General features: G+C 72.4%; 13 protein-coding genes and 1 pseudogene. 3 read left to right on the forward strand and 11 right to left on the reverse strand.

The window, feature by feature from the left end; all coding sequences use genetic code 11:
• Positions 1-94: pseudogene (locus tag ABZ873_RS09795) on the forward strand (chitin-binding protein); the annotation flags it as partial.
• A 22-nt stretch (positions 95-116) separates the two neighbouring features.
• Here the strand turns inward: ABZ873_RS09795 and ABZ873_RS09800 are convergent.
• The 4 genes from ABZ873_RS09800 to ABZ873_RS09815 all read right to left on the reverse strand — a co-directional run bounded on the left by ABZ873_RS09800 (position 117) and on the right by ABZ873_RS09815 (position 4,628).
• The gene (locus ABZ873_RS09800) at positions 117-1,517 is read right to left on the reverse strand and encodes an NAD(P)H-hydrate dehydratase (RefSeq protein WP_360867931.1); all 1,401 of its coding nucleotides are present in this window, start codon (positions 1,515-1,517) and stop codon (positions 117-119) included.
• A 10-nt stretch (positions 1,518-1,527) separates the two neighbouring features.
• A complete protein-coding gene (locus ABZ873_RS09805; RefSeq protein WP_360867934.1) occupies positions 1,528-1,896 on the reverse strand; it encodes a holo-ACP synthase in 369 nt (122 codons plus the stop codon).
• Between the two features lie 21 nt (positions 1,897-1,917).
• On the reverse strand, positions 1,918-3,765 hold the full coding sequence (gene glmS, locus ABZ873_RS09810) for a glutamine--fructose-6-phosphate transaminase (isomerizing) (protein ID WP_360867937.1): 1,848 nt from the start codon (positions 3,763-3,765) through the stop codon (positions 1,918-1,920).
• A 119-nt stretch (positions 3,766-3,884) separates the two neighbouring features.
• A complete protein-coding gene (locus tag ABZ873_RS09815) occupies positions 3,885-4,628 on the reverse strand; it encodes a hypothetical protein (RefSeq protein ID WP_360867939.1) in 744 nt (247 codons plus the stop codon).
• Positions 4,629-4,894: 266 nt separating this feature from the next.
• On the opposite strand from ABZ873_RS09815, the gene coaA reads away from it, so the two are divergent.
• Positions 4,895-5,944, forward strand: a complete 1,050-nt coding sequence (gene coaA, locus ABZ873_RS09820; RefSeq protein WP_360867942.1) for a type I pantothenate kinase — start codon at positions 4,895-4,897, stop codon at positions 5,942-5,944.
• Positions 5,945-5,969: 25 nt separating this feature from the next.
• Positions 5,970-6,926: a DUF389 domain-containing protein gene (locus tag ABZ873_RS09825; protein ID WP_360867944.1), complete on the forward strand. Its 957-nt coding sequence runs from the start codon at positions 5,970-5,972 to the stop codon at positions 6,924-6,926.
• A 36-nt stretch (positions 6,927-6,962) separates the two neighbouring features.
• Here ABZ873_RS09825 and glmM read toward each other — a convergent pair whose 3' ends face one another.
• The 7 genes from glmM to rplQ form a co-directional block, all read right to left on the reverse strand.
• The gene (gene glmM / locus ABZ873_RS09830) at positions 6,963-8,321 is read right to left on the reverse strand and encodes a phosphoglucosamine mutase (RefSeq protein WP_360867948.1); all 1,359 of its coding nucleotides are present in this window, start codon (positions 8,319-8,321) and stop codon (positions 6,963-6,965) included.
• Between the two features lie 135 nt (positions 8,322-8,456).
• The gene (gene rpsI, locus ABZ873_RS09835) at positions 8,457-8,972 is read right to left on the reverse strand and encodes a 30S ribosomal protein S9 (RefSeq protein ID WP_360867950.1); all 516 of its coding nucleotides are present in this window, start codon (positions 8,970-8,972) and stop codon (positions 8,457-8,459) included.
• A 42-nt stretch (positions 8,973-9,014) separates the two neighbouring features.
• A complete protein-coding gene (rplM, locus tag ABZ873_RS09840; protein ID WP_356851278.1) occupies positions 9,015-9,458 on the reverse strand; it encodes a 50S ribosomal protein L13 in 444 nt (147 codons plus the stop codon).
• A gap of 235 nt (positions 9,459-9,693) precedes the next feature.
• The gene (locus ABZ873_RS09845; RefSeq protein ID WP_360867954.1) at positions 9,694-10,986 is read right to left on the reverse strand and encodes a glycosyltransferase 87 family protein; all 1,293 of its coding nucleotides are present in this window, start codon (positions 10,984-10,986) and stop codon (positions 9,694-9,696) included.
• 18 nt (positions 10,987-11,004) lie between these two features.
• The gene (locus ABZ873_RS09850; protein WP_360867957.1) at positions 11,005-12,633 is read right to left on the reverse strand and encodes an ATP-binding cassette domain-containing protein; all 1,629 of its coding nucleotides are present in this window, start codon (positions 12,631-12,633) and stop codon (positions 11,005-11,007) included.
• A gap of 48 nt (positions 12,634-12,681) precedes the next feature.
• Entirely contained in the window at positions 12,682-13,533 is an 852-nt protein-coding gene (gene truA, locus ABZ873_RS09855) for a tRNA pseudouridine(38-40) synthase TruA (RefSeq protein ID WP_360867960.1), read from the reverse strand.
• 115 nt (positions 13,534-13,648) lie between these two features.
• Positions 13,649-14,143: a 50S ribosomal protein L17 gene (rplQ, locus tag ABZ873_RS09860; RefSeq protein WP_360867963.1), complete on the reverse strand. Its 495-nt coding sequence runs from the start codon at positions 14,141-14,143 to the stop codon at positions 13,649-13,651.
• Positions 14,144-14,207: the final 64 nt, after the last annotated feature.

Consider the following 14,207-nt stretch of genomic DNA (forward strand, 5'->3'; position numbering starts at 1 on the left):
CCTGGAGGCCGCCCCCTTCGCCAAGGTCACCGACCCGGGCATGCAGAACGGCGACTACGTCTTCTCCGGGACGGTCCCGAAGAAGTCCGGGCGCCCCCGCAACGGCGGCGCGGGCGTCAGACTGCCGTCGCGTCCCGCCACGCCGCGGGCAGGGCTTCGGCCAGGGTGTGGGCCGTGAGGGGGCCTCCTGTGCGGCGGGCCGCCAGGCCGTGGAGGTACGCGCCCACCGCGCCGGCGTCCGGACCGGACAGGCCGGCCGCCAGAAGGGAGCCGGCCAGCCCGGACAGCACGTCCCCGCTGCCCGCCGTGGCCAGCCACGGCGTGCCCGTCGGGTTGACCCGGACCGTGCGGGCTCCGGCCGTCGCCACCAGCGTGGTGGAGCCCTTGAGCAGCACGGTCGCCCCGTACCGCTCCGCGAGCCTCCGTACGGCGTCCAGGCGCCCCGCCTCCACCGACTCCCGGTCCACCCCGAGCAGCGCCGCCGCCTCGCCCGCGTGCGGGGTCAGCAGGGTCGGGGCCGTCCGCGCGCGCAGCACCTCCGGGTCCAGACCGCGCAGCCCGTCGGCGTCGACCAGGACCGCCGCGTCCCCCGCGAGCAGGTCCGCGACCTCCCCGGCGCGCCCCTCGCCCAGTCCGGGGCCGACCACCCACGCCTGGACCCGGCCGGGCCCGATCAGGGTCTCCGGGTAGCGTGCGAGCACGGCCTCCGCCGCGGGCCCGACGTACCGCACCGCGCCCGCGCCCCCGCGCAGCGCCCCCGCCACCGCGAGCACCGCCGCGCCGGGGTACTGCGCCGACCCGGCGACGATCCCGACGACCCCGCGCCGGTACTTGTCGCTGGCCGCGCCCGGCTCCGGCAGCAGCCGCGCCACATCCGCGTGCTGCAGCGCCTCCAGCTCCGGCTCCGGCAGCTCCAGCCCGATGTCCACCAGGTGCACCGCGCCCGCGTGCGAGGCGCCCGGGTCGATGAGCAGGCCGGGCTTGTACGCCCCGAAGGTCACCGTCACCTCCGCCGTGACGGCCGGCCCCGCCAGCTCCCCGGTGTCCGCGTCCACCCCGCTCGGCAGGTCCACCGCGACCACCGGCACCCCCGCCGGGATCCGCTCCACCAGCGCTGCGGCCGCCGGCCGCAGCCCGCCCCGCCCGCCGATCCCGAGCAGCCCGTCCAGCACCAGGTCGGCCCGCCGCGGCACCTCCCGCTCCACGCGCCCGCCCGCCGCCCGCAGCGCGGCCAGCCCGCCCGGATGCATGCGCTCCGGGTCCATCGGCACCGCCGTCACCCCGGCTCCGCGCCGCGCCAGCCGCGCCCCCGCGTACAGCGCGTCGCCGCCGTTGTCACCGGGGCCGACGAGCAGCACGACCCGCGCCCCGTACACCCGGCCGCCGCGCGCCAGCAGGCCCGCGCAGACGGCGGCCAGCCCGGCCGCGGCCCGCCGCATCAGCGCGCCCTCCGGCAGCCGGGCCATCAGCTCCCGCTCCGCGGTCCGTACGGTCTCCACGCCGTAAGCAGTGCGCATGGCCTGCCCCCTACCCTTCTGCGATCACCACCGCGGACGCCACTCCCGCGTCATGGCTGAGCGAGATGTGCCAGGAGGTCACGCCCAGGGCCCGGGCCCTGGCCTCCACCGTCCCCGACACGCGCAGCCGCGGCCGTCCGCTGTCCTCCACGTACACCTCGGCGTCGGTCCACAGCAGCCCGGCGGGTGCGCCGAGCGCCTTGGCCAGCGCCTCCTTCGCCGCGAACCGGGCGGCGAGCGAGGCGACCCCGCGCCGCTCGCCGCTCGGCAGCATCAGCTCGGCCTCGACGAACAACCGCCCGGCGAGGTTCGGCGTGCGCTCCAGCGCCGCGCCGAACCGCTCGATCTCCGCCACATCGATCCCGACGCCGACAATCACAACGACTACCCCACTGCCCGACTACTCCACCGTCACCGACTTCGCGAGATTACGCGGCTGGTCCACCTCGTTGCCCCGCGCCGTCGCCAGCTCGCAGGCGAACACCTGGAGCGGGACCGTCGCCACCAGCGGCTGGAGCAGCGTGGGCGTGGCCGGGATGCGGATCAGGTGGTCGGCGTACGGGACGACCGCCTCGTCGCCCTCCTCCGCGATCACGATGGTCCGTGCCCCGCGCGCCCGGATCTCCTGGATGTTCGACACGATCTTGTCGTGGAGCACGGAGCGGCCGCGCGGCGAGGGCACCACCACGACCACGGGGAGGTCCTTCTCGATGAGCGCGATCGGCCCGTGCTTGAGCTCGCCCGCCGCGAAGCCCTCGGCGTGCATGTACGCCAGCTCCTTGAGCTTGAGCGCGCCCTCCAGCGCCACCGGGTAGCCGACGTGCCGGCCGAGGAAGAGCACCGTGTCCTTGTCGGCGAGGGAGCGCGCGAGGGCCCGTACCGGCTCCATGGTCTCCAGGACGGTGTCCACGGCGGCCGCGATGTCCGACAGCTCGCGGACCACGGCGCGGATCTCGTCGCCCCACTTGGTGCCGCGCACCTGGCCGAGGTAGAGGGCCACGAGGTAGCAGGCGACCAGCTGGGTCAGGAACGCCTTGGTGGAGGCGACGGCGACCTCGGGGCCGGCGTGCGTGTAGAGCACGGCGTCCGACTCGCGCGGGATCGTGGAGCCGTTGGTGTTGCAGATGGCCAGCACCCGGGCGCCCTGCTCGCGGGCGTGCCGCAGCGCCATCAGGGTGTCCATGGTCTCGCCGGACTGCGAGATCGCGATCACCAGCGTCCGCTGGTCCAGGATCGGGTCGCGGTAGCGGAACTCGCTGGCCAGCTCCGTCTCGCAGGGGACGCGGGTCCAGTGCTCGATGGCCAGCTTCGCGATCATGCCCGCGTGGTAGGCCGTACCGCAGGCGACGATGACGACCTTGTCGATCTCCCGGAGCACCGAGGCGGGGATGCGCACCTCGTCCAGGCTGAGGGTGCCGCTGCCGTCGATCCGGCCGAGGAGGGTGTCCGCGACGGCCTTCGGCTGCTCCGCGATCTCCTTGAGCATGAAGTAGTCGTAGCCGCCCTTCTCGGCGGCGGAGGCGTCCCAGTCCACGTGGTAGGCCCGCACCTCGGCGGGCGCCCCGTGGAAGTCGGTGACGGTGACGCCCTCGCGGCGCAGCTCGACGACCTGGTCCTGGCCCAGCTCGATCGCGGAGCGGGTGTGCGCGATGAACGCGGCCACGTCGGAGGCGAGGAAGTTCTCGCCCTCCCCGACGCCCACCACCAGCGGGGAGTTGCGGCGCGCGCCGACCACCACGTCCGGCGCGTCGGCGTGCGCGGCCACCAGGGTGAAGGCCCCGTCGAGGCGCCGGCACACCTGCCGCATGGCCTCCGCGAGGTCCCCGGTGGCGGAGAACCGCTCGGCCAGCAGGTGGGCGACGACCTCGGTGTCGGTCTCGGACTCCAGCCGGTGCCCGCGCTCGGCGAGTTCGGCGCGCAGCGCGGCGAAGTTCTCGATGATGCCGTTGTGTACGACGGCCACGCGCCCGGCGTTGTCCAGGTGCGGGTGTGCGTTGACGTCGGTGGGCCCCCCGTGGGTCGCCCACCGGGTGTGCCCGAGCCCTGTGGAACCGGGCGGCAGCGGGTGCCCGACCAGTTCCTTCTCCAGATTGACGAGTTTTCCGGCCTTCTTGGCGGTGGCCAGACCGCCGTCGGCGAGGACGGCGACTCCCGCCGAGTCGTAGCCGCGGTACTCCAGCCGCTTCAGTCCGGCGATGACCACATCGAGCGCAGACTGCGCTCCCACGTAACCCACAATTCCGCACATAGGGCGCAGCGTACGCCCCGGCCGGGCGTCTGCCCCGTACTTGAACACGCCGAAAACCCCGCTCCGACGGGCGTGTCGGAGCGGGGCCTTCGGCGTGTCGGAGCGGGGCCGACGGGGCGTCAGCCGAGCTTCTTGGCCTGCGCCTCGATGATGTCCTTCGGCAGCGCGGGCTTGCCGCTGAGGTTCTGCACGGAGAACGTGGCGAGGGTGTTGCCCTTGCGTACCACGATCACCTGGGCGGCCATCGACGTCTCGGCGTCGCTGAAGTCCGCGACGAGGGAGACCGCCTCGTCGCCGGCGGTGACGGCGTCGCCCGGCGTCACCTTGTTGACCTTCACGGCGTCGCCGTCCTGCGTCATCGTGTACCCGCCCGCGCAGGCGGTGCCCGCCGTCTTGAAGGCGGCGAACGCCTCCTCGGCGCCCTTGCCGTCGTAGGAGGTCAGGGTCACGGAGGTGCCGGTGACGCCGCTGAGCATCTCCAGGCCGGCCTTGAGCTTGTCCGCCTCCGAGGCGTTGGGGTCCGCGGGCTTGCCCGAGGTGCCGCCGACGTTGGTACGGGCCACCCCGGTGGAGGTGCCCTGCGGCGCCATGGAGGCGGCCTGGACGATCGGCTTGCACTCGGCCTTGTCGGAAGTGGCCGCGAGAGCGGCGACCTGCGCCTCGGAGGGCGCCTTCACCAGCGTGTCCTTGGGCGCGTCCGCCTGCGTCAGCAGGAGGGATGCCAGCTCGGCGGCCGTCTTGCCCTTGGCGGCCGGGGCCGAGGAGGAGGCGGCCGGGGCCTGGGCGTCCGGCTTGGCGTCGGACGTGTCCGACGAGCCGCAGGCGGTGGCCAGGACGGCCAGGGAGACCGCGGAAGCGGTCATGACGGAACGGCGGACGAAAGCGGTACGCACGGAAGGACTCCCCCACAAGCAACGAAAGAAACGGCACGCAGGAGCGGCGCCCCCAGAGGCGGGCGCGGCTCGACACTGCGTACGCGCAATCTACAGAAGCAAACGATCACCGACGGGCGAATTTCGCACACCCGCGCCATATCGTGACCGGCGCGAGACCGTACGGAGGCCCGTCCCCCCGGCCACGTGACCGACCCCACCACCCACAAGCGGCCCCCAGCCACGACAATGGCGGTGTGATCACTTCGCCGCCACGAAGCAGCACGCCCGAGGGTGCAACGGAGCACACCGGCCGGGAGGGGCAGCCACCACGCCCCGCGCACCGCCGGGGCCCCGAGGCTTCCCCGTACGTCGACCTCACCCGCGCCGAGTGGAGCGCCCTGCGCGAGCGGACCCCGCTGCCGCTCACCGCCGACGAGGTGGAGCGGCTGCGCGGCCTCGGTGACGTCATCGACCTCGACGAGGTCCGCGACGTCTACCTGCCGCTCTCCCGCCTCCTCAACCTGTACGTCGGCGCCACCAGCAACCTGCGCGGCACCCTCAACACCTTCCTCGGCGACGCGGGCAACGGCCACGGCGCCCAGTCCGGCACCCCCTTCGTCATAGGCGTCGCCGGCTCCGTCGCCGTCGGCAAGTCCACCGTGGCCCGCCTGCTCCAGGCCCTGCTGGCCCGCTGGCCCGAGCACCCGCGCGTGGAGCTGGTCACCACCGACGGGTTCCTGTACCCGATGAAGGAGCTCCAGCGGCGCGGGCTCACCTCCCGCAAGGGCTTCCCGGAGTCCTACGACCGCCGCGCGCTGACCCGCTTCGTCGCCGACATCAAGGCGGGCAAGGACGAGGTGCGCGCGCCCGTCTACTCGCACCTGATCTACGACATCGTGCCGGGCGAGGAGCTGGTCGTACGCCGTCCGGACATCCTCATCGTCGAGGGGCTGAACGTGCTCCAGCCGGCCCTGCCCGGCACGGACGGCCGCACCCGGGTGGCGCTCGCCGACTACTTCGATTTCAGCGTGTACGTGGACGCGCGCCCCGAGGACATCGAGCGCTGGTACCTCAACCGCTTCCGGAAGCTGCGCGCGACCGCCTTCCAGAACCCCTTCTCCTACTTCCGCAAGTACACCCAGGTCTCCGAGGAGGAGGCCCTGGAGTACGCGCAGACGATGTGGCGCACGATCAACCGGCCCAACCTGCTGGAGAACGTGGCCCCGACCCGCGGCCGGGCCACCCTCGTCGTCCGCAAGGGCCCCGACCACAAGGTGCAGAAGCTGAGTCTGCGCAAGCTCTGACCGCCGCGGTGCGTATCGTGCGCACATGCTGCATCTGAGGCTGATCGTCCCGCCCGGCCGGACGGAGGCGGTGGTCGAGCTGATCGGGTCGACCGTGGGCACCACCCATCTGGTGGTGCTGCCGGGCGCCGCCCGGGACCCGCGGGGCGATCTGGTGCTGTGCGATGTCGCGCGGGAGGCCGGGGACCAGCTGCTGCACGGGCTCCGCGAGCTGCACCTCGACCGGGACGGCTCGATCGCGGTCGAAAACATCGACCTGTCCCTGTCCCGGCGCGCCGACGCGGCCGAGAAGGAGGCGCCCGGGGAGCCAGCGGACGCGGTGATCTGGGAGCAGCTGGCGGAGGCCACCCACGAGGAGTCCTCCCTCACCATCACCTACGCCGCGTTCATGATCGTCGCGACGATGATCGCGGCCTGCGGTGTGGTGCTCGACAACGCGATCCTGATCGTGGGCGCGATGGCGGTCGGCCCCGAGTTCGGCCCGCTGGCGGGGGTGTGCACCGGGGTGGTGCAGCGCCGGCCCCGGCTGGCCGGGCGCTCGCTGGCGGCCCTGCTGATCGGCTTCGGGGCGGCGATCGCGGTGACCACGGTGTTCAGCCTGGCGATGACCGCGGTCGGGCTGTTCGACGCGACGATGCTGGAGGGGCCGCGGCCGAACACGGCCTTCATCTGGAACCCGGACCCGTTCTCCCTGGTGGTGGCCGTGCTCGCCGGGATCGTCGGGATGCTGTCGCTGACCTCGGCCAAGTCCGGGGCACTGGTGGGCGTGGCCATCTCGGTGACCACCGTCCCGGCCGCCGCCAACGCCGCCGTGGCCCTCAGCTACGGGCAGTACGCCCAGATGTGGGGCTCGATGGAGCAGCTGCTGCTGAACCTCGGCGGGATCATGGTCGCCGGAACGCTCACGCTGTACGGCTGGAAGCTGTTCTGGGCCACCCAGCGCGGCCGGTGGAAGCGCACACCGCCCGCGCCCCGGACCTGATCCGGGACGCGGGCGGGCGGAGTTGCGTACGGACCGCTATCCGAGGGCGGACTTCACCGCGTCGGCCAGCCGCCCGGCCACCGCGCGGGCCTGCTCGATGTCCGCGGCCTCGACCATCACCCGGACGAGCGGCTCGGTACCGGACGGACGGAGCAGCACGCGGCCGGTGGTGCCCAGCTCGCGCTCGGCGTCGATCACGGCCGTCGCCAGCTCGGCGGAGGTGGCCACGCGGGACTTGTCCACGTCGGGGACGTTGATCAGCACCTGCGGCAGCCGCGCCATGACCCCCGCCAGCTCGGCCAGGGACCGGCCGGTAGCCGCGACGCGGGCCGCGAGCAGCAGGCCGGTCAGCGTGCCGTCGCCGGTGGTCGCGTGGTCCAGGACGATCACATGCCCGGACTGCTCGCCGCCGAGCGCGAAGCCGTGCTCCTTCATGGCCTCCAGCACATACCGGTCGCCGACCCCGGTCTGCACGACCCGGATGCCCTCGCCCTCCATGGCCAGCTTGAAGCCCAGGTTCGACATGACCGTGCCGACCACGGTGTTCTCGCGCAGCTGCCCCGCCTCGCGCATGGCCAGCGCCAGCACCGCGAGGATCTGGTCGCCGTCGATCTCGGCGCCGGTGTGGTCCACGGCCAGGCAGCGGTCCGCGTCGCCGTCGTGCGCGATGCCGAGGGCGGCGCCGTGCTCGACCACGGCCGCCTTGAGCAGGCCGAGGTGGGTGGAGCCGCAGCCGTCGTTGATGTTCAGGCCGTCCGGCTCGGCGCCGATGGTGACGACCTCCGCGCCCGCACGGGCGAACGCCTCGGGCGAGACGAAGGCGGCCGCGCCGTGGGCCTCGTCGAGGACGATCCTGAGCCCGTCGAGGCGGTTGGGCAGGACGCCGATGAGGTGGGCGACGTACTTGTCGAAGCCCTCGGTGTAGTCGGAGACGCGGCCGACGCCGGAGCCGGTGGGCCGGTCCCAGGGGGCACCCGTGCGGTGCTCCTCGTAGACGGACTCGATGCGGTCCTCCAGCTCGTCGGCGAGCTTGTGGCCGCCGCGGGCGAAGAACTTGATGCCGTTGTCGGGCATGGCGTTGTGGCTGGCCGAGAGCATCACACCGAGGTCGGCACCCAGCGCACCGGTGAGATACGCCACCGCCGGGGTGGGCAGCACACCGACGCGCAGGACGTCCACGCCCGCGCTCGCGAGGCCGGCGACGACCGCGGCCTCCAGGAATTCGCCGGAGGCGCGGGGATCGCGCCCGACCACGGCGGTCGGCCGGTGGCCCTCGAAGGTGCCCGCCTCGGCCAGTACGTGGGCAGCCGCCACGGAGAGGCCGAGCGCGAGCTCCGCCGTCAGATCCGCGTTGGCGACGCCGCGTACACCGTCCGTCCCGAAGAGTCGTCCCACTGTTGTCCTCCCGAGTGTGCGCTTCGCGTGTGACCGCTTGTGTGAGGTATGTGCCGCTTGTGGCGGTAAACGAACCGCCCCGGCAGCACAGAGAGTGCTGCCGGGGCGGTTTCGTTGCAGAACAGCAGGCGCAGATTAACGCTTGCTGTACTGCGGAGCCTTACGGGCCTTCTTGAGACCGGCCTTCTTGCGCTCGACCGCACGGTCGTCGCGGGAGAGGAAGCCGGCCTTCTTGAGCGCCGGGCGGTTGTTGTCCACGTCCGCCTCGTTCAGCGCGCGGGCCACACCGAGGCGCAGGGCGCCGGCCTGACCGGAGACGCCGCCACCCGAGATGCGGGCGATGACGTCGTAGCGGCCGTCGAGCTCCAGGAGCTTGAAGGGCTCGTTGACTTCCTGCTGGTGCACCTTGTTGGGGAAGTAGTCCTCAAGGGTGCGACCGTTGATCTTCCACTTGCCGGTGCCCGGGACGATCCGGACGCGGGCGATGGCGTTCTTGCGACGGCCCAGGCCGGCGGCCGGCTGGGGGTCACCGAAGCGACCGGCAAGGGACTCGGAGGTGTAGTCGCCCTCGGCGACGACCTCGGACTCGGTGGTGTACTCCTCGACGCCCTCGAACTCGTCGACGGGGGTCTCGGCGGTGGTCTCGGCCACGATGCTCCTCAGAATTCTCTGTGTCTTAGGGGGTGGCCGGAACTACTGCGCGACCTGGGTGATCTCGAACGGCACCGGCTGCTGGGCAGCGTGGGGGTGCTGGTCGCCCGAGTAGACCTTCAGCTTCGAGAGCATCTGACGGCCCAGGGTGTTCTTGGGGAGCATGCCCTTGACGGCCTTCTCGACGGCCTTCTCCGGGTTGTTCGCCAGGAGGTCGTCGTAACGCACGGAGCGCAGACCGCCCGGGAAACCGGAGTGGCGGTAGGCCATCTTCTGGGAAGCCTTGTTGCCGGACAGGTGCACCTTGTCGGCGTTGATGATGACGACGAAGTCGCCCATGTCCATGTGGGGGGCATAGGTCGGCTTGTGCTTGCCCCGGAGGAGGGCAGCGGCCTGGGTCGCCAGACGGCCGAGGACGACGTCCTGGGCGTCGATGACGAGCCACTGGCGCGAGATGTCGCCGGGCTTGGGGCTGTACGTACGCACGCGTATGCCTTCGCTTCTTCAGTGGTGGGTCATCCCAGAGGGCGCTAGCCCCTCGGGAAGGGTCCTGACAGGGTCACCACGGACGATCACGACAGCCCTCGTCCACATCGGGGACGCAACCCGTGTGAACCGCTGGTCATCGGTCCGGTGGACCGGCGTAAGGCCCTTTCACGTGAGAATGAGAAAGCCAATACGCATAACAAACCAGCAGGATACCCAAGCAGACCCGTACGGGTCAAAACGCGGTCCGCGATGCCGGTTCTGCTGGCGTCGCGGCGCACTCCGGTTCGGTCCTGGGTGGGGACCCCGCAGTTGTTACGGGCTCCAGGGTAACCCGGCCGGAGAGGAGCACACGACGCGCCAGCAGGAACGCCAGCCCGCAGAGGGTGGCGCAGTCCCGGAAGGCGCGCCGCTTGTGAGCCAGCTCCGAGGGCCACGGGACCAGCGCCGTCTGCGGCACCAGGGCCAGCCAGAACCAGGGGGAACGGGGCATCGAGCCCGGCCGCACCGCCGAGGCCAGCAGCAGCGGGAGCACCACCAGCAGGTAGTGGTCGAAGGAGGGCCGGGAGACCAGGAATGCGGCGAGCATCACCATGCAGGCGGTCTCCGCCAGCCGCAGCGCCCCGTCCTCGCCCTCCGGATCCGGCCGCCGCCAGCGCACCAGGGCCGCCCACAGCCCGGCCCCGGCCCCCGCGAACGCCACCAGCACCGCCAGCGGCTGCGGCACCCCCAGCCGCGGCAGCACCGCGATCGGCGAGGCGTCCCAGGGCAGGGCGTACGCGTCCTGGCCCTGGAGCAGGAAGGGCAGGGTCTTGGTGAAGAACAGCGTCGGGCTCGGCATCAGCAGCGCCCCCGCCAGCGAGAGCCCCAGCGGTACCAGCACCGCCGCGGCCAGCGCCCGCCAGCGCCGGGCCAGCAGGAAGAGCAGCCCGAGCGGCACCAGCATCGGCTTGCAGGCGATGGCCAGCCCCACCACCAGCCCGGCCGCCCCCCACGCCCTGCGGTGCGCGAGCAGCAGCGCCAGCGGCAGCGCGGCGGCGGAGATCGCCGTCCAGTTGCCGATCAGCACCAGGTTCTCGAAGGGCTTGTGGGCCAGCGCGAACACCGCGATCCCGCCCACCGCGAACCGCGAGCGGGCCGGCACCGAGAACAGCCGCAGCGCGGCCAGCCAGCCGGCCCCCAGCAGCCCCGCCGTCCCCACCGGCAGGATCCAGCGCAGCACCCCGCGCGGCACCAGCGCCTCCGGCACCGCCATCAGCACCGCGCTGGGCAGGTAGAGGAACCGCTTGTCCTCGTACGGGGACCCGCCCGCCAGCAGCGTGTCGGCCGCCTTCACCACGAAGGCGTTGTCGGAGCCCCAGTTCTCCCGCAGGCTCGCGGAGACGCAGATCCCGAGGAGCACGGCGAGGGAGAGCACCTGCCAGGGCCGGGAGGCCGGCCGCAGCAGCCACGCGGCCACCGCGCCGGCCGGGGCCCGCTCCTGCCACGCCTGCCGCTTCACGAGCCAGATGCCAGGCCACAGGCCCACGTGCCTCTCCCCCAACCCTCAGCGCTTGCGCTCGACCCTGCGTTCGTCCCAGACGGGCTCCTGAGTCTCCCGCACCACACCGTCCGAACCGAAGACCAGGAAGCGGTCAAATGTGCGCGCGAACCACCGGTCGTGCGTGACGCACAGCACCGTGCCCTCGTAGGTCTCCAGGCCGTCCTGGAGGGCTTCCGCCGACTCCAGGTCCAGGTTGTCCGTCGGCTCGTCCAGCAGCAGCGCCGTGGTGCCCGCCAGCTCCAGCAGCAGGATCTGGAACCGCGCCTGCTGGCCGCCGGAGAGCTTCTCGAACTTCTGCTCCCCCTGGCGCTCCAGCTCGTAGCGGCGCAGTACGGCCATGGCCGCGCCCAGCGGCTTGGCCGCCTCCGTCCACAGGATGTCGACGAGGGTGCGGCCGAACAGCTCCGGGTGGGCGTGGGTCTGCGCGAAGTGGCCGGGCACCACACGGGCGCCGAGCTTCCACGTGCCGGTGTGCCCGACGTCCTCGCCGGCCAGCAGCCGCAGGAAGTGCGACTTGCCGGAGCCGTTCGAGCCCAGGACCGCGACCCGCTCCCCGTAGAACACCTCCAGCGAGAAGGGCTTCATCAGCCCCGTCAGCTCCAGGTTCTCCACGGTGAGCGCGCGCACCCCCGTACGGCCGCCCTTGAGCCGCATCCGGATCTCCTGCTCGCGCGGCGGCTCCGGCGGCGGGCCGGCCTCCTCGAACTTCTGGAAGCGGGTCTGCATCGCCCGGTAGCGGGAGGCCATGTCGGGGCTGCTCGCGGCCTGGTTGCGCAGCCGCAGCACCAGGGCCTTGAGGCGGGCGTGCTCCTCGTCCCAGCGCCGTTTCAGCTCCTCGAAGCGGGCGAAGCGCTCCTTGCGGGCCTCGTGGTAGGTGCCGAAGCCGGCGCCGTGCACCCAGACGTCCGTACCCGTCGGGCTCGGCTCCAGGCTGATGATCTTCTCGGCGGCCCGGGACAGCAGCTCCCGGTCGTGCGAGACGAAGAGCACCGTCTTGCGGGTGGCCTTCAGCTGCTCCTCCAGCCACCGCTTGCCGGGGACGTCGAGGTAGTTGTCCGGCTCGTCGAGCAGCAGCACCTCGTCCGGCCCGCGCAGCAGCGCCTCCAGCACCAGCCGCTTCTGCTCACCGCCCGACAGCGTGCGCACCTCGCGGAACTGCGCCCGGTCGTACGGGATGTCCAGCGCGGCCATGGTGCAGACGTCCCACAGGGTCTCCGCCTCGTAGCCCTGGACATCGGCCCAGTCGCTGAGCGCCTGCGCGTAGTCCATCTGCGCGGCCTCGTCGTCCACCGTCATGATCAGCTTCTCGGCGCGGTCCACGGCCGCGGCGGCCGCCCGGATCCGCGGCTGGGCCACCGAGACGAGCAGGTCCCGTACGGTCGTCTCGTCCCGCACGGAGCCCACGAACTGCGACATCACGCCGAGCCCGCCGCTGTGGGTGACGGCGCCGCCGTGCGGCTGGTACTCGCCGGAGATCAGCTTGAGCAGGGTGGTCTTGCCGGCCCCGTTCGCCCCCACCAGGGCGACCACCGCCCCCTCCCCCACGCGGAAGGAGACGTCGGGGAGCAGGACCCGCCCGTCGGGAAGGTAGTACTCCAGGTGGCTGGCTTCGAGATGTCCCATGCGGGGCATTGTCCCGGCCCGCCCGCGTTCCGCCCAAACGGATTCCCGGGCGCGGGCTCAGCAGCAGCCGGCCGCCGGGAGGGTCCGCAGGTTGCGCGCCTCCTTGCTGCGGGCGGCCAGCAGCTCGTCGGCCGGGTAGCCGACCTCCTCCAGGGTCAGCCCGTGCGGCTTGACCACGTGCACGGAGGAGTCCCGTACGGCCGCGGCGAGCACCGTGCCGGGCCAGTCGGTGGGGCGGTGTCCGTCACCGACGTGCAGCAGGGCGCCGACCAGGGAGCGGACCATGTTGTGGCAGAAGGCGTCGGCGCGGACGGTCGCGGTGATGATCCCGTCCTCCGCCCGCTGCCAGCTGAGCTGCTGGAGCGTACGGATCGTCGTGGCGCCCTCGCGCTTCTTGCAGTACGCGGCGAAGTCGTGCTCGCCGAGCAGCGCGGCCGAGGCTTCGTTCATGGCGTCCACGTCCAGCGGCCACTGGTGCCACAGCACGTGCCCGCGGCGCAGCGGGTCCACCCCGCCCTGGTGGTCGCCGACGCGGTAGGCGTAGCGGCGCCAGATCGCGGAGAAGCGCGCGTTGAAGCCCTCGGGAGCCTCGGCGACCTTCCAGACCCGTACGTCGTGCGGCAGCCGGCCCGCGAGGCGGCGCAGCAGCTTGTCGTGGTGCTCGGCCCAGACCTCCTCGGCCAGGTCGAACTGCGCGACCTGCCCGCGGGCGTGCACGCCGGCGTCGGTGCGACCGGCCACGGTCAGCTCGACGGGCTCCTTGAGCCGCATGACGGTCTGCAGGGCGCTCTCCAGCTCGCCCTGGACGGTGCGCAGCGTGCGCTGCTTCGCCCAGCCGGAGAAGTCCTTGCCGTCGTAGCTCAGGTCCAGCCGCACCCGGACACGGCCGGGCTCCACCTCGTCACTCACGTGACCGATCCTCTCAGAAGGTCGCACATGCGGAACGGGCCCGCCCCCGGGAAGGGGCGGGCCCGTTCAGAGCCGTTCAGCTCGATCCGTGACCCGGGGAACCGGGCCGCCGGGATCAGGCTTCCTTGGTCTCCTCGGCGGCGGGCGCCTCGGTGGCCTCGGTCTCGGCGGGAGCCTCGGTCTTGGCCTCGGCGTCCTTGGCGGCGCGCTTCGTGGCGGCCTCGGCCTCACCGGTGGCCTGCTGGGCCACGGTCAGGGCCTCGACCAGCTCGATCACGGCCATCGGGGCGTTGTCGCCACGACGGTTGCCGATCTTGGTGATGCGCGTGTAACCACCGGGGCGGTTCTCGTAGCGCGGGGCGATCTCGGTGAACAGCGTGTGCACGATGCTCTTGTCCGTGATCGTCTGCAGCACCAGGCGACGGTTGTGGATGTCGCCCTTCTTGGCCTTGGTGACCAGACGCTCGGCGTAGGGACGCAGGCGGCGGGCCTTGGCCTCGGTGGTGGTGATGCGGCCGTGCTCGAAGAGCGCCTTCGCGAGGTTCGCGAGAAGGTGCTTCTCGTGCGCGGCGGAGCCGCCCAGACGGGCACCCTTTGCGGGACGCGGCATGGTGTTACTCCTTCATATCTGCACCGGCCGTGTCAGGTACCGGTGTCAGTTCCCCCGGGGCGGC

Source organism: Streptomyces sp. NPDC047014 (assembly GCF_040644195.1).
Taxonomy (GTDB): domain Bacteria; phylum Actinomycetota; class Actinomycetes; order Streptomycetales; family Streptomycetaceae; genus Streptomyces.

Excerpts from the sequence above, each read along its gene's own strand:
- ABZ873_RS09850 (WP_360867957.1), bottom strand. The coding sequence starts at position 12,633 with ATGCCCCGCATGGGACATCTCGAAGCCAGCCACCTGGAGTACTACCTT.
- ABZ873_RS09815 (WP_360867939.1), bottom strand. The coding sequence starts at position 4,628 with ATGACCGCTTCCGCGGTCTCCCTGGCCGTCCTGGCCACCGCCTGCGGC.
- ABZ873_RS09825 (WP_360867944.1), top strand. The coding sequence starts at position 5,970 with ATGCTGCATCTGAGGCTGATCGTCCCGCCCGGCCGGACGGAGGCGGTG.
- ABZ873_RS09800 (WP_360867931.1), bottom strand. The coding sequence starts at position 1,517 with ATGCGCACTGCTTACGGCGTGGAGACCGTACGGACCGCGGAGCGGGAG.
- rplQ (WP_360867963.1), bottom strand. The coding sequence starts at position 14,143 with ATGCCGCGTCCCGCAAAGGGTGCCCGTCTGGGCGGCTCCGCCGCGCAC.
- glmS (WP_360867937.1), bottom strand. The coding sequence starts at position 3,765 with ATGTGCGGAATTGTGGGTTACGTGGGAGCGCAGTCTGCGCTCGATGTG.